The 20,669-nt window shown below is 47.7% G+C and carries 21 protein-coding genes and 1 riboswitch; of the genes, 12 read left to right on the top strand and 9 right to left on the bottom strand.

The annotated features are described in order from the left end of the window. Positions 1-138: 138 nt before the first annotated feature. Together motB and motA are read right to left on the bottom strand one after the other, a co-directional pair. Positions 139-957, bottom strand: a complete 819-nt coding sequence (gene motB, locus MKY28_RS25630; RefSeq protein WP_036607292.1) for a flagellar motor protein MotB — start codon at positions 955-957, stop codon at positions 139-141. Further along, positions 944-1,744: a flagellar motor stator protein MotA gene (gene motA, locus MKY28_RS25625; protein WP_036607291.1), complete on the bottom strand. Its 801-nt coding sequence runs from the start codon at positions 1,742-1,744 to the stop codon at positions 944-946. The genes motB and motA overlap by 14 nt, the downstream gene beginning before the upstream one ends. A 233-nt stretch (positions 1,745-1,977) precedes the next feature. Here motA and MKY28_RS25620 point away from each other — a divergent pair, with 233 nt between their 5' ends. Genes MKY28_RS25620 through rbsK form a run of 4 tightly spaced genes read left to right on the top strand, consistent with a single transcriptional unit; the run spans position 1,978 to position 3,847 of the window. Then, entirely contained in the window at positions 1,978-2,271 is a 294-nt protein-coding gene (locus tag MKY28_RS25620) for a hypothetical protein (protein WP_036607290.1), read from the top strand. 1 nt (position 2,272) lies between these two features. Further along, on the top strand, positions 2,273-2,491 hold the full coding sequence (locus MKY28_RS25615; protein WP_340937359.1) for a hypothetical protein: 219 nt from the start codon (positions 2,273-2,275) through the stop codon (positions 2,489-2,491). Positions 2,492-2,521: 30 nt separating this feature from the next. Next, positions 2,522-2,818 carry a 4a-hydroxytetrahydrobiopterin dehydratase gene (locus MKY28_RS25610; protein ID WP_017691315.1) on the top strand — a complete coding sequence of 99 codons (297 nt, stop codon included), beginning with the start codon at positions 2,522-2,524 and terminating at the stop codon, positions 2,816-2,818. 33 nt (positions 2,819-2,851) lie between these two features. Then, positions 2,852-3,847 carry a ribokinase gene (gene rbsK, locus MKY28_RS25605; protein WP_445670910.1) on the top strand — a complete coding sequence of 332 codons (996 nt, stop codon included), beginning with the start codon at positions 2,852-2,854 and terminating at the stop codon, positions 3,845-3,847. A 74-nt stretch (positions 3,848-3,921) separates the two neighbouring features. On the opposite strand, the gene MKY28_RS25600 is transcribed toward rbsK, so the two are convergent. From MKY28_RS25600 to MKY28_RS25580, 5 genes are all read right to left on the bottom strand, one after another. After that, on the bottom strand, positions 3,922-4,278 hold the full coding sequence (locus MKY28_RS25600) for a c-type cytochrome (RefSeq protein WP_036607288.1): 357 nt from the start codon (positions 4,276-4,278) through the stop codon (positions 3,922-3,924). 150 nt (positions 4,279-4,428) lie between these two features. Next, positions 4,429-4,923 (bottom strand): GNAT family N-acetyltransferase, encoded by a 495-nt coding sequence (locus tag MKY28_RS25595; protein WP_100528569.1) that lies wholly within the window; start codon positions 4,921-4,923, stop codon positions 4,429-4,431. Between the two features lie 354 nt (positions 4,924-5,277). Next, positions 5,278-5,748, bottom strand: a complete 471-nt coding sequence (locus MKY28_RS25590; protein ID WP_017691311.1) for a C40 family peptidase — start codon at positions 5,746-5,748, stop codon at positions 5,278-5,280. Positions 5,749-5,751: 3 nt separating this feature from the next. Then, a riboswitch (cyclic di-AMP (ydaO/yuaA leader) is annotated at positions 5,752-5,889 on the bottom strand. Positions 5,890-6,134: 245 nt separating this feature from the next. Next, the gene (locus MKY28_RS25585; protein WP_340018861.1) at positions 6,135-6,986 is read right to left on the bottom strand and encodes a hypothetical protein; all 852 of its coding nucleotides are present in this window, start codon (positions 6,984-6,986) and stop codon (positions 6,135-6,137) included. 10 nt (positions 6,987-6,996) lie between these two features. Continuing rightward, a complete protein-coding gene (locus tag MKY28_RS25580) occupies positions 6,997-8,988 on the bottom strand; it encodes a M1 family metallopeptidase (protein ID WP_340937358.1) in 1,992 nt (663 codons plus the stop codon). A gap of 101 nt (positions 8,989-9,089) precedes the next feature. Here MKY28_RS25580 and MKY28_RS25575 point away from each other — a divergent pair, with 101 nt between their 5' ends. Further along, a complete protein-coding gene (locus MKY28_RS25575; RefSeq protein WP_017691308.1) occupies positions 9,090-9,593 on the top strand; it encodes a YwhD family protein in 504 nt (167 codons plus the stop codon). A gap of 196 nt (positions 9,594-9,789) precedes the next feature. On the opposite strand, the gene MKY28_RS25570 is transcribed toward MKY28_RS25575, so the two are convergent. After that, positions 9,790-11,868 (bottom strand): transglycosylase domain-containing protein, encoded by a 2,079-nt coding sequence (locus tag MKY28_RS25570; RefSeq protein WP_036667686.1) that lies wholly within the window; start codon positions 11,866-11,868, stop codon positions 9,790-9,792. Between the two features lie 421 nt (positions 11,869-12,289). Here MKY28_RS25570 and speE point away from each other — a divergent pair, with 421 nt between their 5' ends. Next, entirely contained in the window at positions 12,290-13,117 is an 828-nt protein-coding gene (gene speE / locus MKY28_RS25565) for a polyamine aminopropyltransferase (RefSeq protein ID WP_036667687.1), read from the top strand. 15 nt (positions 13,118-13,132) lie between these two features. Next, the gene (speB, locus tag MKY28_RS25560) at positions 13,133-14,002 is read left to right on the top strand and encodes an agmatinase (RefSeq protein ID WP_036607280.1); all 870 of its coding nucleotides are present in this window, start codon (positions 13,133-13,135) and stop codon (positions 14,000-14,002) included. A 308-nt stretch (positions 14,003-14,310) separates the two neighbouring features. Here the strand turns inward: speB and MKY28_RS25555 are convergent, their stop codons facing one another. After that, complete coding sequence (locus tag MKY28_RS25555; RefSeq protein ID WP_017691304.1) at positions 14,311-14,442, bottom strand: hypothetical protein; 132 nt, start codon at positions 14,440-14,442, stop codon at positions 14,311-14,313. A 628-nt stretch (positions 14,443-15,070) separates the two neighbouring features. Between MKY28_RS25555 and MKY28_RS25550 the strand changes: the two genes are divergently transcribed. The 5 genes from MKY28_RS25550 (at position 15,071) to argS (ending at position 20,596) form a co-directional block, all read left to right on the top strand. Next, positions 15,071-16,258 carry a WD40/YVTN/BNR-like repeat-containing protein gene (locus MKY28_RS25550; protein WP_340031590.1) on the top strand — a complete coding sequence of 396 codons (1,188 nt, stop codon included), beginning with the start codon at positions 15,071-15,073 and terminating at the stop codon, positions 16,256-16,258. Between the two features lie 218 nt (positions 16,259-16,476). Beyond that, positions 16,477-17,958 carry an alpha-N-arabinofuranosidase gene (locus MKY28_RS25545; RefSeq protein WP_036667691.1) on the top strand — a complete coding sequence of 494 codons (1,482 nt, stop codon included), beginning with the start codon at positions 16,477-16,479 and terminating at the stop codon, positions 17,956-17,958. Between the two features lie 3 nt (positions 17,959-17,961). After that, positions 17,962-18,228, top strand: coding sequence for a DUF6171 family protein (locus tag MKY28_RS25540; protein ID WP_036667692.1), 267 nt, complete (start codon positions 17,962-17,964; stop codon positions 18,226-18,228). A 266-nt stretch (positions 18,229-18,494) separates the two neighbouring features. Beyond that, positions 18,495-18,920 carry a DUF1934 domain-containing protein gene (locus MKY28_RS25535; RefSeq protein ID WP_017691299.1) on the top strand — a complete coding sequence of 142 codons (426 nt, stop codon included), beginning with the start codon at positions 18,495-18,497 and terminating at the stop codon, positions 18,918-18,920. After that, entirely contained in the window at positions 18,917-20,596 is a 1,680-nt protein-coding gene (argS, locus tag MKY28_RS25530) for an arginine--tRNA ligase (RefSeq protein ID WP_036667693.1), read from the top strand. Before MKY28_RS25535 ends, argS begins: the two co-directional genes overlap by 4 nt. The last annotated feature ends 73 nt before the right edge of the window (positions 20,597-20,669 follow it).

The raw sequence follows: 20,669 nt of genomic DNA, 5'->3' as shown, positions 1-20,669 counted from the left end.
ATTTAATGAAGACTAGTCAATAATACCGAATAGTACGGAAATATGTAGATGAACCAGGCATAAGCCTTATATAAATCAAAAAGACCGTTCTCCTTGTACCTGGAGAACGGTCTTTGGTTAATGAATCGCTGCAGGCCTCTAGTTTCCTCCGCCAACGGCTTTTACATTTGTATTGTTACTTTGATACTTCCGAATGATAGATACCTCTACACGGCGATTCTGTGCCCGTCCCGTATTGGTGTCATTGCTGGCAATTGGGTGATACTCTCCATAACCACTTGGTGTGAATTTGGAAGGGTCCAATTGCGAGTTCAGCAACAGGATTTTCAGGAAGTTGAGCGCACGATCTGCGCTTAGATCCCAGTTATCCTTATATTGGTTGTTCGAAATGGGAATATTATCGGTATGACCGGATACAACCACTTCATATTCAGGGAACTCCTGCAGCATGCTTGAGATTGCTTTGGCCAGGGATCGTGATTCAGGCTTCACATCTGCTCGGCCTGAGGAGAACAGGGCGTTATCACTGATGGTGATCTTCAATTCAGACTGATTCAGCTTGGTGTTCAGCTGGTCCGAAAGTCCGTTCTTCGAGATATATTTGTCGAGTCGCTCTTTGAGTTTCTCCAGGTCTTCTTGTTCTTTCTTAGCCATCTGTGCATCTGTAATCTGAGCTGGTGTTTTCTTGGTGATTTCTGTAGGTTCCTGTTTGTTCTTACCCAAATCAGCACCTGGCGTATCCGGATTCATGGACGAATGGTCCAGAATCCCGGAACCTCCATTTAATGCACTGTTTAGTGCGGAAGCCATCTGCTCGAACTTAGCTGCATCGATTGAACTCATACCGAACAATACAATAAACAGAGCGAGCAACAAGGTCATCAAGTCGGAATAGGGAAGCAACCAGCTCTCGTCTATATGCTCTTCATGTGGTTCGTGCTTCTTAGCCTTTTTCACCTGGTGATCCCTCCTTCTCTTCCAGTTGTTTACGTTCGGAAGGTGTCAGGAATACGGATAACTTTTGGTTGATGGCGATGGTGGAGACACCGGATTGTATGGATAACAGTCCTTCAACCATCATCAGCTTGATCTCCATTTCTTGCTTGGACATCCGTTTCAGCTTGTTAGACATCGGGTGCCATAACACGTAACCACTAAATATACCAAGGAGTGTTGCGATAAATGCTGCCGCAATCGCATGGGAGAGTTTCTCCATGTCACTGAGATCGGCAAGTGCTGCGATGAGACCTACAACGGCCCCGAGAACCCCGAGCGTTGGTGCGTACATCCCCGCCTGAGCGAAGATCAAGGCACTGCCACGGTGGCGCTCCTCTGTAGCATGAATATCTTCCATGAGTACATCACTCACAAATTCCTGATCGTTGCCGTCTATAATCATACGCATACCGCCACGAAGGAACTGATCGTCAATCTCTTCTACTTTTGATTCCAGTGCAAGCAAACCTTCACGACGGGTAGTGGAAGCCCAATCCATAAATGTGCCGATCAGGGATACGCGATCAATAAGTACTTGATTTTTGAAAACAATCCCGAAAAGCTTAGGGATTTTCTTAACTTCAGACATCGGAAATGCGATAAAGATGGTTCCTGCCGTACCAACAAAGATAATAATGTAGGCTGCGGGATTGTTAACCAGGTTGATTAAGGGCGCACCCTTCAAGAACATACCAAATACAAGGGAGACCAGCCCCAAAATTAGTCCAATAATCGTTGAAATGTTCATCATACACCTCATCCATGAGATAAAATTGAATCCTTTCAAGCGGCTGTGTTCGGGCTTCCGGACGAATTTTTGGCCGCAATCCGTTCAATGTTAGGCATTCCTTACGGTTGCTAAAACAGTTAAAACGGTCATATATGTATTTATCGACCAGAAGGCCTTTTTTTTTAAGGGCTATTTTCAGGTATAATAAGATCAAATCCGCTCCTTAGGGGCCGAATAGGAGTGAAAAGCCAATGGGCGTAAAGCATGGACGGGATTATGAAGGAATTTTGACAGATCTGACAACGGCAATCGGACGCATACCGGATCGGTATGTTTTCTTTGAAATGGACGCGGAAGAGTGGGGGAGACTGGCTGCATCTGACCAACTTGAAGTGGATGAGGCATTGGCGGAGGATTTGTTCTATGCGCTGGGCGAGGAGTCCGTTATTCCGGTTGGAAGTGGCGTGGTCATCCATGATAAGGAACAGCACCGCATTCATATTTTGATCGGGGAAGAAGAGTTGACATTTGTACCTTTAATTTAGTGTGTTTACTTGCATTTTCAGGGGTGTAAATGGAATTGTTATTCCCCTCAAAGCCTTATGGTTATTGGTTCTAAGCCATGTAGTTGATTGGATTTTGAAGCTTGTCCGTGGTAAGATGTTAGTCGTGAAATGGGCCAACCGCATGGCGGTGAGCCTGGCCTTTGAGGTTGCTGTTGATCGCGCCGAAGGTGTCGGTGGTTATACGGACTCACGTCTGTAATGTACCATCCTATGGGGAGGAAGATAACGCATGGTTTTTTCGCAAGAGGAAGTCGAAGCTCATCTGGGAAGGCTGGAAGGCTGGGAACTGGAAGAGGGACGGTGGATTGTACGTAAATTCGTGTTCTCCAACTACATGAAAGGGATTGCATTTGTGGATGAGGTCGCTGCGATCTCGGAAGCATTCAATCATCATCCTTTTATTACAATTGATTATACAACGGTTACACTGCGTCTCACATCATGGGATGCGGGGGGTATCACATCTGTAGATATCAAGGAAGCAGGGCAATATAACGAAGCTTATGACAAAATGAGGTCGCAATAACGAGGTCGGTTATTATCACGCGGCCAGAAGTGAGTGAACCAATACATGTCAGACTATAATCAGAAACAACCTCTTATTGCTGTCGTAGGCAGTCTCAATATGGATCTTGTGGTGAAGACAGACACGATTCCGGAAGAGGGAGAGACGGTGAGCGGTGAGGAGCTGCATTATCTTGCTGGTGGCAAAGGGGCGAACCAGGCTGTTGCTGCTGCGCGTCTGGGTGGACAGACTACGATGATTGGTGCGGTGGGATCGGACGGTTTTGGCGAACGTCTGCTGCACAGTCTGACGGAAAGTGGTGCAGATGCCTCGCAGGTTCGCATATTGGAAGACACGGTTACAGGGACGGCTTCCATCTGGCTCTCTCGGGGAGACAACCGGATTATCGTTATTCCTGGTGCGAATGGGCAAGTGGTGCCTGAGATGCTGGAAGAGGCGGATACGGTAAAAAGCCTGACTGCAGCCGCAGCGGTGCTGCTGCAGCTGGAGATCCCGCTGCCAGCGGTTACCCGCGCCGCCCAACTGGCGGCTGAAGGCAGCGCACTGGTGGTGCTCAACCCGGCTCCCGCGGTGCCGGGTCTGCCCCAGGAGCTTCTGCGGTGCGTCGACGTTGTCACGCCGAACCGCAGTGAGCTTGCCGTGCTTACCGGCCGGGATCATCTCCGGCCGGAAGACCTGGATGCGGCGGTCGCAGAGCTCGCCGCATCCCTCGGGGCCGCTGTCGTCACGACGCTCGGCCCCGAGGGGGCTGTCTACGCGGCGGCGCCTGGCGGCCGCGTACAAGCAGGGCGTGCCGGCGCGTGCCGTGCGCCCGGCTACGCCGTAAGCGCCGTCGATACGACCGGCGCTGGCGATTGCTTCAACGGCGCGCTGGCAGTAGCCCTCGCGCGCGGTGAGACTTTGGACGCGGCCGTAGGCTTTGCCATGGGTGCGGCCGCGTTATCCGTGACAAAGCTCGGCGCCCAGTCCGGGATGCCGTCCGCACGTGAAGTTGAGGCCTTTCTGGCTGAGCATGCCGCAGAGGCTTAATAATTGATATAACAAAGAGGCTCTTATTCTCCCAAAAGGGGACTAAGCGCCTCTTTGTTATGCGTGTGCAGAGATTATTTCTTCTCTGACAGCCACATGGCGATATTTGCAATCTCTTCGTCCTGCAGTTTGCCCTTGAAGGAAGGCATGCCACCTTTACCTTTGACAATCGTAGAATAGATCTTCTCCAGATCATCCTGGCTGCCGATGTTTGCCAGAGCAGGTCCTACGCCACCTTGAAGCTGATCCCCGTGACAGGAAATACAATTGGCTTTGACCAGTGCTTCAGCTTGTCCGGCATCCAATGTTACTTCCGGCATGGTTGGCTTGGCTTCTTCGGCCACTTCTTCTTTCCCTGGAAGCGTAAACATTAAAACAATAGCTAAAGCGCATGCTGCAAAAAATACTCCGCTCATGATCCATTTGTGCATCCCTTATGTCCCCTCCAGAATGAAAGATCATCTAACCTGAAACTATCCATATCATTATAACGGAACCTGTACTGACATCATAGCATTTTGTGGGAATTTTTTGAACTAATCACATAACAAGGGGCAAATTTGGTTGTTTTGCAATGGATTCTAACCGCGAGGCCCTTCATAAACCATACAGTGAAAGGGCTTCAAGCCGCTTGGGGTCTGTCGTTCGTATGTATCCTGGGTGATAAATCCACTCTTCAGATAGACTTGAATGGCACGAGCATTCCAAGTGAGTACTTCCAGATCAATCTCATTCGTGGGATTTCGGCGAATAGCTTCCTGTACAATGGCAGAGACAAAAGCTGTCCCTTGACCCTGACCACACAGCTCTGGATGCATGCCAAGGCCAATCCGGGTTACCCCTTGAAGTGGGAAGTATTGAGCAAACCCACATATACGATCGTTCTGATCCAGGACGATTGCATATTGCTCCTGCCGCAGCTGTGCATCTCCGAATTCCACTTCCAGAGCCTTCATCTGCTCCCAGGGGAGCCAGCTGTAGATATTGTAAGGCGGATCATACTGCCAACTGCAGATAAGCTCCGCATGTTCTTCTCGCATGGGTACAACGTGAAACGTCACAGGGGTTTCCTTCATACACCTGCATGCTCCTTTCCTTGAAACAGAACTCTTTGTCCACTCTACAAAAGAGATGTTCATTTAGCAAGTCTTCCTTCCAAGAAAAAAAATGAAACAAAAGTTCCGGTAATTTCGTTTATATTATAACGGGATGGGTAAAAACATCATAAGGGCACGGACGAACGAACGCAAAATGAACCTGTTGATGTCGCAGGATATGCCCCGAGTATAACTTGCAACATGAATAAGGATTGAAGCACAAAAAAACCGCCGGATACATTCCTGCGGAGAATGTACCGGGCGGTTCTGTTATGCTTCTTGCTTCGTTCCAGTATGGTTAATGGTTACAGCATCATGTTGCTCAGCTTGTCCCTAGTCAAGGGCCAGTGATTCATATGCGTCCGTGCTCATAATCCGTTTCGCGCCAACATAACGATTGGCCCAATAGTTTTCACTCAATGCACTGATCGTAACGCCTTTGGAAGAAGAGGAGTGTGCGAACTTTCCATCCCCTACAAAGATTCCTACATGGGATACGCCTTTACCTGTTGTATTAAAGAACACCAGATCGCCAGCTCTCATTTCCATGCGGGATACGGAATCGCCCATGTCGAATTGGGAACTGGATTGGCGTGCCAAATCAATACCCAACTTGTCGAATACATACCGTGTAAATCCGGAGCAGTCAAAGCCGTTGAGCGTTGTTCCTCCACTTTGATATGTAGTTCCCATTGCTGAATCAATTACTTTGTCCATCTTTGAATCTGCGAATGCGCTACCTGCACCAAGCGATAAAGCGAATGTGATGCTAAGTACAGCTGCGGTTAATTTCTTCTTGAACAAGAGATATTCCCCTTCCAATGCCTGCGAGGTTAGCTTAAGGATTCGGTTGAAGGTCCCCTATGATCCCTCTGTAGCAAGATCAATTCACCCATAACTGGTTCCCCCGCTTCCCAGGTGCCAGGAATTTGGCTATGCTAGTTATGCACCTGCGAAATCAAGAAATGACGATTTAATTTTAAGTAGTTACAAATATGAATGTAAAGATTACAAAGTTGTTACTAAAAACTCACTGCGATTATTGTAACAGAGGAGTACGGCTTTGGCAACGTTTAGCAACAAAATTAGCAAAAAAAACCTCGACCTTTGACGGGGAAAGGTTGAGGTTTGCCTATTTATAAGTACATATTAGGCCATGAGTTTAACATGTGATGGTAACAATTTTTAAACTATCTGCTCTCACCTTTGGATATTTTGGACTGCCATAATCGGAAATGGCTGCATATTTTCCACAGACTCAATAGACATCTGGCAAGTGGATACGTCTGTTGTAGTATAAGTCCGGTCAGTCCTGTTAATAACCATGAGGCTGTAGTGAATGCCCCAAAGACGAGCAGGTGTACTCCGCCCAGCAGTAATGCAATGCCGATTACAGCGATGAGATGACGCAGTGCAATCCAGAGGGCTTTGAGGGTACCGTGAGCCCCGCCTTCTCCTTCTGGTGCCGAAACACCGAACTGCATGTAGAGTATGACATGGTGGATGATCCAACCATATACAACCCAGGCAGCAACATAAGGTATACCAGGCAACAGTAATTGAAGGGAATGAAATCCGTCCATGAGAATCGAGTAGAGCTTCGGTATGAGCCAGTAGGCGGGCAGAAGTATCAATAATGTACGTATGGTGTGGAGCAGCAGCATCGGTTTCCACAGATTTTTGATTCCGCGGACAAAGGGGATACGCTCTTCTGTAGAATTAAAGTGCTGAAGTGAGTAGAGCAGTCCTGCCTGAATGAGGGGGCTGATCAACATGCGAACTAGCAGCATGCCCCCTAGAATCCATAGATAACGATGAACCTCCGGATGGGTAGACAGGTTAAGTTGACTTTCCATTTTGAACAAAAGTGTACTCAGCTCACCGGCATCAGCATCTGGATAGCGAAGGAGTAGTGGGATGACCGCCGATTGTACCATTCGATAGAAGAAATATCCCCAAATGAGTTGATAAAGAAATAAGAGTGCGGCAATGAACATATGCTGACGGACGAGAAACCAGCCTTCACGTATTTTCGCTTTCACCGTTTCCACCTCACCATGACAGACCTCCAAATATGGCTTCTATTAGTTTGGTTACACTCATGCTCCAGCGGGACTTCGCCCGCTCATCCAGTCCGGATTTCAGGAAATTGTTCATATGGCGGTTCTCCAGCACGATCGAGTACAGGGGATCGGTCATGGCCCAGGATACGGGGGATGTGTGAGTTAATTTATACGTGATGCGATCTTCTTTGCCATTCCATTGCTTGGTGAGGATATGTCCGTCTTCAAAAGCAATACGAACAGGAACGGCGCTGTAATCACTGCCTTTTTTTGCAATTGTCACGGATGACTCGTACAATGTTTGACCGTCTTTCTGTACGGGCGTAACACGAATCTTCTCTACAGCAAAGTCAGCCATCCCGTTACCATAGACATATTGGTCAAAATAATCAGACCAGGAAGTGCGGGTCACTTGTTCCACAATTTTCTGGAAATCAGCCGAAGTGGGATGTTTGAAACGGTACTTCTTCACATAGGTAGAGAGAATACGTTCCATCTTTTTTGCGCCGACTTGATGTTCGATACCAAGCAATACAAGTTTGCCACGTGTATAGACATTGGCTGCATACTCATTCTGTGAATCGAACTTCCAGGATTCTTGTGTTAAGGATGAAGGAGACGTAATCAGTCCCGATTGTACCGGCAGATTCGGAATCAATCCGTATTCCTGCTCCATCAGTTTGTCTTCTGCATAAGAGGTGAATCCCTCATCCAGCCAGGCTTCCTCGAATTCGTTGCTGGCAACCATGCCGTAGAAGTACTGGTGTCCAATCTCGTGGACTACGGTACGTTCCAGGTCATAACCCGGAGTAGTATCATCGGCTCCAAAGGCCGTAACTAGCGTAGGGTATTCCATACCTCCAGCGCCGTTCCCCGCTTTGGGTGGAACTACGATGGATAAGGTAGCGTAAGGATATGGGCCAAACCATTTGCTATAATTGGCTAGAGCGGCCTTCGCGGCGTAGAAGTAACGTTCTTTCAGATCCTGATGAGCAGGGTCCAGATATAACTTGATTCGTACACCAGGCACATTGGGTGCAGAGAAGGGTTCCTCGGCGTAGACAAAATCCGGTGAAGCTGCCCATGCGAAGTCATGCACATCATCGGCGTAAAATTGATAGACCTTTTCTCCATTCTTCACCACGGCTTGCTGTGTCGGAAATCCGGTAGCAGCTACTTTGTATGTTTCAGGCACCCGAATACGCACACTATATATACCGAAGTCAGCGTAAAACTCTGAATTGCCATGGTACTGGTGCAGATTCCAGCCTTCCGTTGTTCGTCCACGTCTGCCCACAGGTTCATAGGCACTTAATTTTGGAAACCATTGACCTGCCATGACAAAATGATCAGCAGTTCCCATCCGGGCAAAAATCTTCGGCAGATTCACTTCAAATCGGGTGTGGAGCGTGATGCTTTCCCCGCCTTTGACGGGTTTGGGCAAGCGTACTTTAATGAGGGTGGTGTCCTTGATATTTCCGTCATCTGGTTGCACATACTGCATCCGATGCAGCAGAGAGAGCCCGTCCTCCGTTTTCATTTCGGTAATGTTCATGGAGCCATAACCATTGGTAGGCATGACATCACCCCGAAGCTTTCCACCGGATTCCTTCATAAAGGTGGTGTCAGCAGAAGAGAAGGCGTTGGGATACATATGAAAGTAAAGCTCGCTGACGGTTTTTTTACCTGGATGTGTCCAGGTAATCGTCTGAGTCCCTTCCAGTACATTCCCTTCGACCAGTTTTACATCCATGTGATATTCCACAACACGGTTGCTGTACACTTCGGCAGTAGGGGTCTGTACACTTTCTGGAGGTGCTGGCGTTGGGGCTATTGCCTTAGGCTTGCCCGATTCGGGGGCGAGTACTGGCAATTCGGAATGAGTTGAGCGATTATAACCCAGAGTGATCCATATCCCTCCGGCAAGTACACACAGGGCCAGGGATGCAGTGAGCCAGCTCTTGGCGCGTCGTGGAATCATCGTTAAATACCTCCCGTTGACAAGCATCTACAGCATGTATATGTTTGCAATGGGACAATTATTAGTTAAAATATTTGTATCAACCCTTGGAGGTTATAAACATGGACCAAAACGAGCAAAACGGCAAAAAACAGATTGCCTTGAATATCGTTAGTGCAAAAAGCAAGCATAAAGGCTTCGGTGCAGGCTCCATTGAGCTGAATAACCTTTCCCCGGTCATTATTGATAATGGCGAAGCCAAAATCGATATTGGTGCGATGCATGCGAAGAGCAAAGTGGAACGCAATATCAAGTTCTCTACCAATCGTGAGGATGTGCCCAACGGACGCCAGGTATGGCTGGTATGGGTAGCTGTCGATCGCACGGAGGAAGGCCAACTGTATGGTGGAGCAACGGCATGTGAGATGTGGATTGATACGGAAGCAAGACGTGGATGGAAACTGCTGGCGGAACATGTGAATCGCATGGATTATGCCTTGAAGCGTCGCTTCATGTTGGATGAGCTTGGACCTGAAGCTCGAGCTGCACTTAAGACACTGCTGATCTCACACAACGAAGACTGGTGGAATGCTTCTCCAGATGTATTGAAGGAAGCACTCGCCTAAGGCAGATCTTTCAACACAGTCTAAAAAAAAAAGCAAAAGGCCCCTTGACCGGAAAGTTAGGTTGGGGGTCTTTTGCTTGTGCCTTAATCGTATTCATCGATCTGAATAATTATGAGTTTTCATCCGAAGTGAATTACCAATTGTTCAATATAACCAGGGGTTATAGGTGACGTAACTAAGTCATTGCGCATTTACGTCATTCTACCCACCAACGTTTGAAATCTCCCCACCAAGAATGTTTCTCTTCCTGTATGCCTTGTTGATTCTGTACCTGACGGGTCTTCTCATCTTCTCCAGAATCCGAATCATCCGTTGTGCCATGGCATACCTCTGTCGGTTCAGTACCATCAATAAAAACTTCCAATCGTTTCTCTTCACAACCGTTGCCTGCCAGCTTGCCGGATTCCGGATCAATATATACACTTACGACATGATCAGGCACGGTGAAGATTTTGGGTGGTACGCTCGCAAGGGCCTGCTCTGTGAACTGGGCAAAGATCGGCGCTGCCCGGCGGCCATCCGAAGTCGAGATGGATTTGCCTTGATCGTAACCAACCCATACAGCGGTGGAAAGCTCCGGTGTGAATCCAACGAGCCAGGCATCCGTGTTGGTTGTTCCTGTTTTTCCCGCTACCGGACGTTTGATCGCCTTAGACACGCGGTTACCCGTTCCTCCATTTTCGAAGACACTTTCCATTAAACGAGTCAGTACATAAGCTGCCGCAGGTTCCACAACGGTCTCAGCCTTCGTCTGAGGCGATTCATAGAGCACACGTCCTGCGGCATCTGTTACTTGCAGAATGGCGACAGGTGGCGTCCGTTGTCCACCAGCAGCAATGACGGAAAAGGCGGACGCCATCTCCAACGGGCTGACAGGTGACGTTCCCAGTGCAAGAGAAGGTACGGCGCTCAGGTTGCTTGTAATGCCGAGGTTTTTTGCCATACTCACAACCTGCTCAGGACCGATCTGCATAATGGTGTTCACCGCATAGATATTGTCTGAAGCGGCGATCGCCTGTCTTAGATCAATCTCACCCAGATACTTGTCTCCAAAGTTGCCGGGTTTATAGGTTTTGCGGTCATTGTCATAGTGAAACAGGGTAGGTTCACTGTTAAATATGGATGCACTGGTAAGCTGCTTGGACTCTAGGGCTGCCAGATACATAATCGGTTTAAACGCCGAACCTGGCTGGCGCGTTGTCGCCAGTACATGGTTAATCTGATTGGTGCGGTAATTCTTGCCGCCTACCATGGCTTTGATGTAACCCGTACGAGGGTCGATGGACACAAGGGCCGTCTCCAGCTCACTTTTGGCATCCATACCCTTCGCTATGGCGTCTTCCGCTGCTTTTTGTACACGCAGATCCAGGGTGGTGTAGATGTTCAATCCCCCATGGTCCAGCATCGCTTCACTGATTCCCAACTCTTTGATGGCCAGATTCCGGATATAGTCACGGAAATACGGGGCGCTTTCCACCGTTTTACGCTCACTTTCCGGTTTGAACGAAAGCATTTTCTCATAGGCCTTATCCGCTTCGGCCTGGGTGATCTTGCCGATATCAGCCATGGCATTCAGCACAATCTTCTGTCGGTCTTTGGCATTCTTCATATGGTTATAGGGTGAATAGTAGGTAGGTCCTTTCGGGATTCCTGCCAGCATGGCACTCTCTGCGAGATCCAGCTGTTTGGCTGATTTGCCAAAATACATTCGTGAAGCCGCTTCAATTCCGTACGCACCATGCCCATAATAGATTTCGTTCAGATACATCTGCAAAATTTCATCCTTGCTGTATTTCATCTCCAATTGCGCCGTGTACATGGCTTCCTTGGCTTTGCGAGTCCATGTTTTCTCATGAGATAGATACAGGTTACGCGCCAGCTGTTGAGTCAATGTACTTGCACCTTGCGACATCTGCATATGTTCGAGGTTAACGAGCACAGCCCGTCCCATCCCTTGCACGTCGAACCCGTAGTGATTATAGAATTTGCGGTCCTCTACAGCCAGAGTGGCATTGACCAGATCTGGAGCGATATCCTCCAGTTGAACGGGTACAGAGTCTTTGCCACCTGCGGAGAAGGTAGCGATGACTTCACCCTGACTGTCCAGTAATCTGGAATTCCGGTCAGAGTCTGCTAGGGGCAGGCTGGTTGCGTATAGATAGACCAATCCTGCAGCGGTAGCAAGTATGGCGAGCACAGCGAGCAGAGACAGGTTTTTAATGAATTTTCGTACAGGGAACCCGCGTTTGCGGGTCTTTTGATTTGGCTTGGTCATGGAACGGGCTCCTCCCTTTTCTTCCAGTATGGGACTTGATTGGCAGGGATATTCAATCGGGTGCATAAGCAAACAAAATGTAGCATTTTCACCTTAAAAACCGTTTTGCAGTATAAACGTCAATCGCGTATAATGCAAAAGGGTAATGAAAAGGTAAGATTCGGCACAAGATACTAAAGCGCGTAAGGACGAACAGACGAATGGTCATTGATTCATTGATTAGTCAGACGCTCTGCACGCTCTGCACGCTCTGGTCAATTTAATCTATATAATGAAGTGAACCGCGGACCTTTCCCGCAGGCCAGCAATGATAACGCGATATGGCGCCGAACGCTGGACGTGCTTGGGCGAACCGATTATAGTGCACAGCACTTGGTCGGGTATGGCTGATCATTAACTTTACGGAAAGAAGGTAGAGATTATGGAATTGTGGTTTACGGAGAAACAGACCCCGGTATTCGGGATCACCGCGAAGATTAAGCAGACCTATGTTACAGAGAAAACGGATTTTCAAGATTTGGCCATGGTAGAGACCGAAGAATTCGGTAACATGTTGCTTCTTGATGGCATGGTGATGACGACTGTAAAAGACGAATTCGTATATCACGAAATGGCGGCACACCCTGCGCTGAACACTCACCCGAATCCGAAAAAAGTTCTGGTTGTCGGTGGCGGCGATGGCGGAGTCATTCGTGAAGTCGTTAAACATGATGCTGTAGAAAAAGCAGTTCTCGTCGAAATCGACGGTAAGGTTATTGAATACTCTAAAAAATATTTGCCTGAAATCGCCGGCAAGTTGGACGAGCCTAATGTTGAAGTGCTCGTGAACGACGGCTACATGCATATTATTGAACATAAAAATGAATACGATGTGATCATCGTAGACTCCACGGAGCCTGTAGGGCCGGCTGCGCCATTGTTTGAGCGTGGGTTCTACCAAGGCATCTACGAAGCATTGAAAGAAGACGGAATCTTCGTTGCCCAAACGGACAATCCTTGGTTCAAGGCGGATCTGATCCAGAAGGTGAACAAAGACGTCAAAGAAATCTTCCCGATCGTACATGTGTACGGCTGTAATATTCCAACCTATCCAAGTGGTTTGTGGACATTCACTATGGGTAGCAAGAAACATGACCCGCTCGAAGTGGATGAGACTCAAATCCCGGAGATGGATACCAAGTATTACTCTCCGCGTCTGCACAAAGCAGCATTTGTACTTCCTAAATTCGTGGAAGATTTAACGAAATAAAAGGGGAAATCATTAATGAAACTGGATCAAGCTTATTCAGGAAACGTATTTATTTGCAGCTCTGAGGATTATGAGAACTCCAAAGCGGTTATCTATGGTATGCCGATGGATTACACCGTCAGCTTCCGTCCGGGTTCCCGTTTCGGCCCATCTCATATCCGTCAAGCATCGGTTGGACTTGAAGAGTACAGCCCATATCTCGACAAAAGCATTGTAGACATGACATACTTTGACGCTGGAGACCTGCTCTTGCCTTTCGGTAACGCGGGACGCAGCCTTGAAGTAATTCATGAATACATCGGCAGTCTGCTCGCTGACGACAAATTCCCAGTTGGTCTCGGTGGCGAGCATCTGGTTACTTGGCCAGTCATCCAACAGATGTACAAGAAATACCCGGATCTTATTCTGATTCATATTGATGCACACGCAGACCTTCGTGAAAACTATGAAGGCGAGCCATTGTCCCACTCCACACCAGTGCGTAAAGCAGCTGAGTTGATGGGTGGCAAAAACATCTATCAGTTCGGTATCCGTTCCGGTTCCCGTGAGGAGTTCCAGTATGGTCGCGAGAACATCAACTTCTATCCATTTGAAGTGGCAGCTCCGATGAAGGAAGCTCTTCCGAAGATGGGCAACCGTCCGGTGTATGTGACCATCGACATCGATGTACTTGATCCGTCAGCAGCACCAGGAACAGGTACAGCAGAAGCGGGCGGCATTACGTCCAAGGAACTGCTGGAAGCCATTCATATGATCGCAGGATCTGATGTAAATGTAGTTGGTTGTGACTTGGTTGAAGTTGCACCAATCTATGATCCAACACAACAGACACAGATTGTAGCTGCGAAGCTGATTCGTGAAATGCTGCTTGGATTTGTGAAATAATTACTGAATAATCGATAAGTATAACGCTCTCTGTCTGCGCGGGTTCAACTTTGCGCAGGGGAGGGCGTTTTGTATTGTTAACTTTTGTACAGAGCTGTGCTATACTGACTACATAAGTATTCAGTAGTATATTAATTGATATATTACATTCGTGAAGTATATGGTGATCGGGTTCGGTCATATACTAAAAAGAGCCTTTACCGCTGCCAACGGTAAAGACTCTTAGGACCCGAAAGGCTGTGGATTGCCACGGCGCGCATGAACTAAATAATGCTATTCAAGCAAAACCCACCGTCAGGCTTCCGACCTTATGAGGTGGGTTTTCGCTTGCTACGAAACTTTTTGCGCAACCAACGGTAAAGCTTTCGCCCACTCAGTACAATACTGAGGATCGCAGCAATCCATCGGATTACATCAAGTAACGCCACAAGTTTGACCAACGACGTCACCCCCTTTCGGGAAGCTGCGCCGTGGTCTGGAAAACATCCACCGATATTCAAAAGTCCATAACATTAATTATAGCACGTATGTTCCCTTGCCTCTACCATTTATTTCATGTGTTAGTATGGACTCTCCTCTTACGCAGATATCGTGCCTTGGTATGACTCTATCTTAATATATGTGTATAATATGGAAATAGAGGAAGGGAAAGGTGGATGTGAATGCGTGTGATTCGGACTCAATTGAGTATGTATCCCAAGTGGCTGACTGCAGTTTTTATAGTGTTTGTCATCAATTTTGTATTAGCAGTGACGATATTTCTCAACTTTACGTTGATGGTGGCTGATCTGGCTATGCTTTTTGCTGCATATAGTATTCGGGAATATAAATACAACAAAATATATTTTAGTTTATGCCTTTTATTAAGTATCAGTTTTGTTATCCTTGCTGTGGTGACGTATCCCATTTAACTTAGAGTACACAATGTTTGGTGATGAACCACCCTTGCCTACATGATCCAATCATGGGTAAAGGTGGTTTTTTTCTTGCAAAATTGTCATCAGGGTTAATCAGATTGTTACGTTAGAACTATCAAATTTGGGTAAAACCATAGAAGGAGGTGTTACGATGACAACCAAGAGTACAATGACATGGAAACGGATTGGTGCACTCGCATTATCGTTAACGCTGGCTTGGGGGATGGGTCCGGTACATACGCTATCAGGTGCTAACGCTGCATCCTCACAGGCATGTGGAAAGGGAGATCATGGACTATCTGCTACATTAAAAAAGGGCAGCAGTGTGGAAGAGCAACACCTGCAATTTACTGACATTGATTTTCTTAATGATACGACTGGACGAGCTGGGGGTGAAGGCTTCCTGATCGGTACTTCGAATGCAGGATGTACGTGGCAGTCCATATATACCGGGCAGTGGCAATTCACTCAGCTTGATTTTCCGAATAATGTGAACGGATATGCGCTGGCGCGAGTGAAGGATTCACCTGCAACCTATCTGATCCGTACCCATGATGGGGGATCGCACTGGACGCGGCTCGATACGCCGGGCATTCAATTCAAGCGAATTGATTTTCGCAATAAAGATGTAGGTTATGGTTACACCTATAATGGTGCATATCAGACGAAGGATGGCGGGGTAACCTGGAGTAAATTGAATACACCTGCCAACACGCGTGCAGCTGCCTTTGCGACAGAGAAACAAGGGTATGCCGTCGTGGTTGTACCTGGATCGGGATATCATCTGAAGCAAACGAGTGATGGCGGCAAGAACTGGACAACCTCTCTTCGAGTTGTCTCAGACACATGGAGCGGAGCGGATCTGTATGCACATGGCCAACAAGTATGGGCCCTTCTGTATGGTGATGCAGGCATGTCCCAACAATCTTACTCCCTCTATGCGAGCGATAATCAAGGCAAGAACTGGACCCAAGTATTTGCACAATCCACAGCAGGGGGAGGTCCTGCACCGGGTACAAACAGTACGGGCAAAGGAAACGGACCAGCCAACCCGGGTGGTCATCCCGGCAACATGGCGTTGATTGGTAATCAGACGGCGTATCTGTCTGCAGGTTCACCCGCAGCTGGCAAAGTGGGTATTGGACGTTCTTATGATACAGGTTCCACGTGGAAAAATATTGACCTGAGAGATCCGGGATACAGTTCCCGTATCTCGTTCCCATCGGCCAAGACGGGTTGGCTCGTAGTCACAAGTGATAACTCTCCTGCGATCTATCAGACTATAGATGGTGGAACGACGTGGACACAAAAAATGTTGTTGCCTTCAGAGCAGGATTAAGTAGCCTGTTATTCTGAAATAATAAACGGGCAAATCCAAATTAGAAATGTATAAAAATCAATTTGGTAAGTCTCTGTATGAATTTCTATAATAAACAAGCCTCTTCCTAATCAATTACACAGGAAGAGGCTTGTTTGTGTAGAAATAAAAACGGTTGAAACCTACTCTAAAACGAGTTATTGTAAGCGATAACAATACATTATATGGAGGTTGAAATCATGGTTGATGTTATTTTAAAGGCGGATTCTGATAAAGGATTAATAAATCGCAATATATATGGTCACTTTTCCGAACACTTGGGACGTTGTATTTATGAGGGGCTGTGGGTAGGAGAAGATTCACCTATTCCGAATACGGATGGGATTCGAAATGATGTATTGACGGCCTTGCAGAAGCTTAATATTCCAGTACTTCGCTGGCCAGGCGGTTGTTTTGCCGATGAATATCACTGGAAAGATGGTGTAGGTCCGAAGAGTGAGCGTGCTCGTATGATCAATACACACTGGGGCGGTGTGGAAGAGAACAATCACTTTGGTACACATGAATTCTTGAGATTATGTGAGTTGCTCGGCACGGAGCCATACATCAGTGGCAATCTGGGTAGCGGTACAGTGCAGGAGATGCAGGAATGGGTGGAGTACATCACATTTGACGGCGAATCCCCGATGGCGAACTGGCGTAAGAGTAATGGTAGGGAAGAACCGTGGAAAATGAAGTATTTTGGCGTGGGAAATGAGAACTGGGGATGCGGCGGCAATATGCGTCCTGAATATTATGCGGATGAATATCGTCGGTATGCTACATATGTACGTAACTATTCCGGGAACGAGATTTATAAAATCGCTTGTGGGCCCAACGAAGGCAACTATGAATGGATGGAAGTCCTGATGCGGGAGGCTGCTCGCTTTATGGATGGAATCAGTCTTCATTATTACACTATCCCTACAGGAGAGTGGAATGATAAAGGCGCAGCTACAGGATTTGGTGAGGCTGAATGGTTCACTACCTTGAAAAAGACGCTCCATATGGATGAATTACTGGTGAAGCACTCCGAGATTATGGACAAATATGATCCAGAGGGCAGAGTCGGCATTATTGTGGATGAATGGGGCACGTGGTATAACGTTGAGCAGGGAACCAATCCAGGGTTCCTGTATCAACAGAATACGATGCGGGATGCTGTGCTTGCAGGTGTTAACCTGAATATTTTCAACCAACATAACAAACGGGTACACATGGCAAATCTTGCGCAGATCGTCAATGTGCTTCAATCGCTTGTGCTCACGGAAGGGGACAAAATGCTCCTGACCCCTACGTACCATGTATTTGATATGTATCAGGTCCATATGGATGCACAGCGACTGGATTTGAATTATGAAAGCCCAGGATACACATTCGGAGAAGAGACCATTCCGCAGCTCAGCTTATCAGCTTCCCGCAACAAGGATGGGGTCATTCATGTGACAGCTTGTAATCTGAGTCACACGGATGAGTTGGAAGTTGTGTGTCAGCTGGACGCAGCTCAAGCGGCTAAAGTAAACGGGCAGATTCTGCACCATACTGATTTTGGTGCATTTAATACCTTTGAACAGCCGAATCATGTTCAGCCTGTGGCGTGGGATGGAATCACACTGGAGAATAACACACTGCGTTTTGTCCTTCCACCAGCATCGGTTGGGGTGCTCGCTGTCGAGGGTTAATGCATGAAAAGGCAGGAACCTTGCAAAGGCTGTAATGATCAGTACGATGTGAAGATTAGCGATGCCAAAATGGCCAGACTTGTGGAGATTGCCTCACGTTCGCGTCCGACGGTACAGGATGAGGAATATGAACGTCGGCTATCCATCTGCTCTGCTTGTCCGGGATTGCAATATGGCACAACTTGTCGGCATTGTGGTTGTCTCGTACAGGTGCGAGCGAAGCTGAGTGAGTCGACATGTCCTTTTCCTTATGAATCCCAATGGGCCTGATCGGAGGAACGAATCTTATTATAATGAAGCAAAAGGGAGTTGCACTTTACCGGTGCGGCTCTTCTTTTTTTGGCTTGATGAGGAAAAAACTCTGAATTTGGATTTGAATTGAGCGAGGGAACTGGATATAGTTATACAGTAGAGTGTAGGATAGCGAGCTATCCGGGAATATGAGCGCGTATAGCGACACAACAATACGGGAAGGGCTGTTCTCACCAGCCGTGCCTGATTTTGCGTCGCCTCGAATATAATGGAGGTTAACATTCATGTCGAACATGCGACCGGTACACATCCGGCTGCACAGCCGTTATGAAGGTGAAGATGTGCTGCAGGAAATGCAGGGTGAAGCCGTGTTAAAAGGGTCTGTTCTTTATGTTCGTTATGAAGAACCGCAGGTTGGACCTGAGGGAGGTACAACCCGTACAACATTGAAGCTGGGCGGACAATCCATCAAGATTATACGTCATGGTGAGGTGGAATCGGAGCAGACTTTTGAGTTGAATCGGAAGCTTCCTGGTTTCTACCGATCACCATACATGTCGTTTGCCCTGTCCACGCATACACAGAAGCTGGAACTTTCCATTCAGGGATTGAGCGCACGCGCAGCGTGGAGCTACGACTTTTACCGCTTTGATGAAGAATCTGGACATTTCGCGATTAGTTTGCATATACAGGAGGAACCAATTTCATGACACGTAATCCACTAGATACGATTAACGAACGGGTAAGTACGGCCATCGGCAACGCCATTGTGACGGCCGGAATTGTTACGCAGGACGAATTGCCAGCCATCACATTGGAAGTGCCACGTGAGAAGACACACGGGGACTTGGCGACCAATGCTGCCATGCAGCTGACCAAGATTGCCAAGCGCAATCCGCGTCAGATTGCTGAAGAGATCATTGCCAATCTGAATCTGGCTGAAGCCGGAATCGAGAAGGCTGAGATTGCGGGCCCAGGATTCATTAACTTCAAATTGGACAAGAGTTACCTTTATCCAGTACTTGCGCTTGTGCAGGAGCAGGGTAAAGATTACGGAAGAATTAACATCGGAGAAGGACGCAAAGTCGAGATGGAGTTTGTCAGTGCCAACCCGACAGGCAGCCTGCATCTGGGTCATGCCCGTGGAGCAGCTGTAGGTGATGCACTATGTAACATCCTTGACTACGCAGGATATGATGTAACCCGTGAATACTACATTAATGATGCAGGTAATCAGGTGTTTAATCTGGCTCGTTCCATTGAAGCTCGTTATCTGCAAGAGCTGGGTCAGGATGCTGAGATGCCTGAAGACGGTTATCACGGTGAAGATATTAAAGGATTCGCCAAGCAGCTTGTTGCTGAAAAGGGTGACGAGTTGCTGTCCATGCATCCGGGTGACCGTGCGGCTTATTTCCGTGACTTTGGTCTGGAGAAGGAACTGGACAAGATCAAACGTGACTTGAATCGCTTCCGTGTTAACTTTGACATCTGGTTCAGCGAAACTTCCCTGTACGACAACGGAGAAGTGCTGCGAGTGCTTGATGAATTGCGTGACCGCAATGAGATCTATGAGCAAGATGGAGCAACTTGGTTAAAAACGATGCAGTACGGTGACGACAAAGAACGTGTATTGATCAAGAACGATGGCACGTATACTTACCTGACGCCAGATATTGCTTATCACCGCGACAAATATGCTCGTGGATACGATACGATGATCAACATCTGGGGTGCCGATCACCATGGATATATTCCACGGATGAAAGCCGCGATGCAAGCACTGGGTAATGACCCTGAGAAACTGGTGGTCTTGATTGCACAGATGGTGAGCTTGTTCCAGAACGGTGAAAAAGTGAAGATGTCCAAGCGTACAGGTAAAGCTGTAACGATGGAAGATCTGATGGATGAAGTCGGCATTGATGCCATCCGTTACTTCTTCACAATGCGCAGCATGGACTCCCATCTGGACTTTGACATGGACCTTGCGATTTCGACATCCAATGAGAATCCGGTATTCTACGTACAATACGCGCATGCACGTGTATGTAGCGTATACCGTCAGGCTGAAGAACAAGGTATTGAACTGTTGCCACTGGCACAGATTGACCTGTCCAAGCTGACAACAGAGCACGAGTATGACCTTCTCCGCAAAATGGGAGAGTTGCCTGAGGAAATCTCGGCAGCAGCAACAGGATATGCGCCTCATCGTATCATCCGTTATGTATACGAGCTGGCATCCCTGTTCCATAGCTACTACCGTGCAGAACGTGTCATTACGGAAGACACGCAGCAAACTCAAGCACGTCTGGCACTGATCGGTGCTGTACGTACCGTTATCGCAACAGCGCTTCGTCTGGTAGGCGTAACCGCTCCTGACAAAATGTAAGTTCCAGGCTAGCGGCACATCCGCCGCTCTGCCTAACAAAAAAAGTCTCCAAGTCCACGTTGCAACTTCAACG

The sequence above is a fragment of the Paenibacillus sp. FSL R5-0473 genome (assembly GCF_038004565.1).
In the GTDB taxonomy this organism is placed as follows: Bacteria; Bacillota; Bacilli; order Paenibacillales; family Paenibacillaceae; genus Paenibacillus; species Paenibacillus amylolyticus.
The sequence above is the reverse complement of the archived record's forward strand: the minus strand, read 5'-3'. Positions and strand labels throughout refer to the sequence as shown.

Excerpts from the sequence above, each read along its gene's own strand:
- motA (WP_036607291.1), bottom strand. The coding sequence starts at position 1,744 with ATGAACATTTCAACGATTATTGGACTAATTTTGGGGCTGGTCTCCCTT.
- MKY28_RS25620 (WP_036607290.1), top strand. The coding sequence starts at position 1,978 with ATGGGCGTAAAGCATGGACGGGATTATGAAGGAATTTTGACAGATCTG.
- MKY28_RS25610 (WP_017691315.1), top strand. The coding sequence starts at position 2,522 with ATGGTTTTTTCGCAAGAGGAAGTCGAAGCTCATCTGGGAAGGCTGGAA.
- MKY28_RS25600 (WP_036607288.1), bottom strand. The coding sequence starts at position 4,278 with ATGCACAAATGGATCATGAGCGGAGTATTTTTTGCAGCATGCGCTTTA.
- MKY28_RS25595 (WP_100528569.1), bottom strand. The coding sequence starts at position 4,923 with ATGAAGGAAACCCCTGTGACGTTTCACGTTGTACCCATGCGAGAAGAA.
- MKY28_RS25580 (WP_340937358.1), bottom strand. The coding sequence starts at position 8,988 with ATGATTCCACGACGCGCCAAGAGCTGGCTCACTGCATCCCTGGCCCTG.
- MKY28_RS25575 (WP_017691308.1), top strand. The coding sequence starts at position 9,090 with ATGGACCAAAACGAGCAAAACGGCAAAAAACAGATTGCCTTGAATATC.
- MKY28_RS25570 (WP_036667686.1), bottom strand. The coding sequence starts at position 11,868 with ATGACCAAGCCAAATCAAAAGACCCGCAAACGCGGGTTCCCTGTACGA.
- speE (WP_036667687.1), top strand. The coding sequence starts at position 12,290 with ATGGAATTGTGGTTTACGGAGAAACAGACCCCGGTATTCGGGATCACC.
- speB (WP_036607280.1), top strand. The coding sequence starts at position 13,133 with ATGAAACTGGATCAAGCTTATTCAGGAAACGTATTTATTTGCAGCTCT.
- MKY28_RS25550 (WP_340031590.1), top strand. The coding sequence starts at position 15,071 with ATGACAACCAAGAGTACAATGACATGGAAACGGATTGGTGCACTCGCA.
- MKY28_RS25545 (WP_036667691.1), top strand. The coding sequence starts at position 16,477 with ATGGTTGATGTTATTTTAAAGGCGGATTCTGATAAAGGATTAATAAAT.
- MKY28_RS25540 (WP_036667692.1), top strand. The coding sequence starts at position 17,962 with ATGAAAAGGCAGGAACCTTGCAAAGGCTGTAATGATCAGTACGATGTG.
- MKY28_RS25535 (WP_017691299.1), top strand. The coding sequence starts at position 18,495 with ATGTCGAACATGCGACCGGTACACATCCGGCTGCACAGCCGTTATGAA.
- argS (WP_036667693.1), top strand. The coding sequence starts at position 18,917 with ATGACACGTAATCCACTAGATACGATTAACGAACGGGTAAGTACGGCC.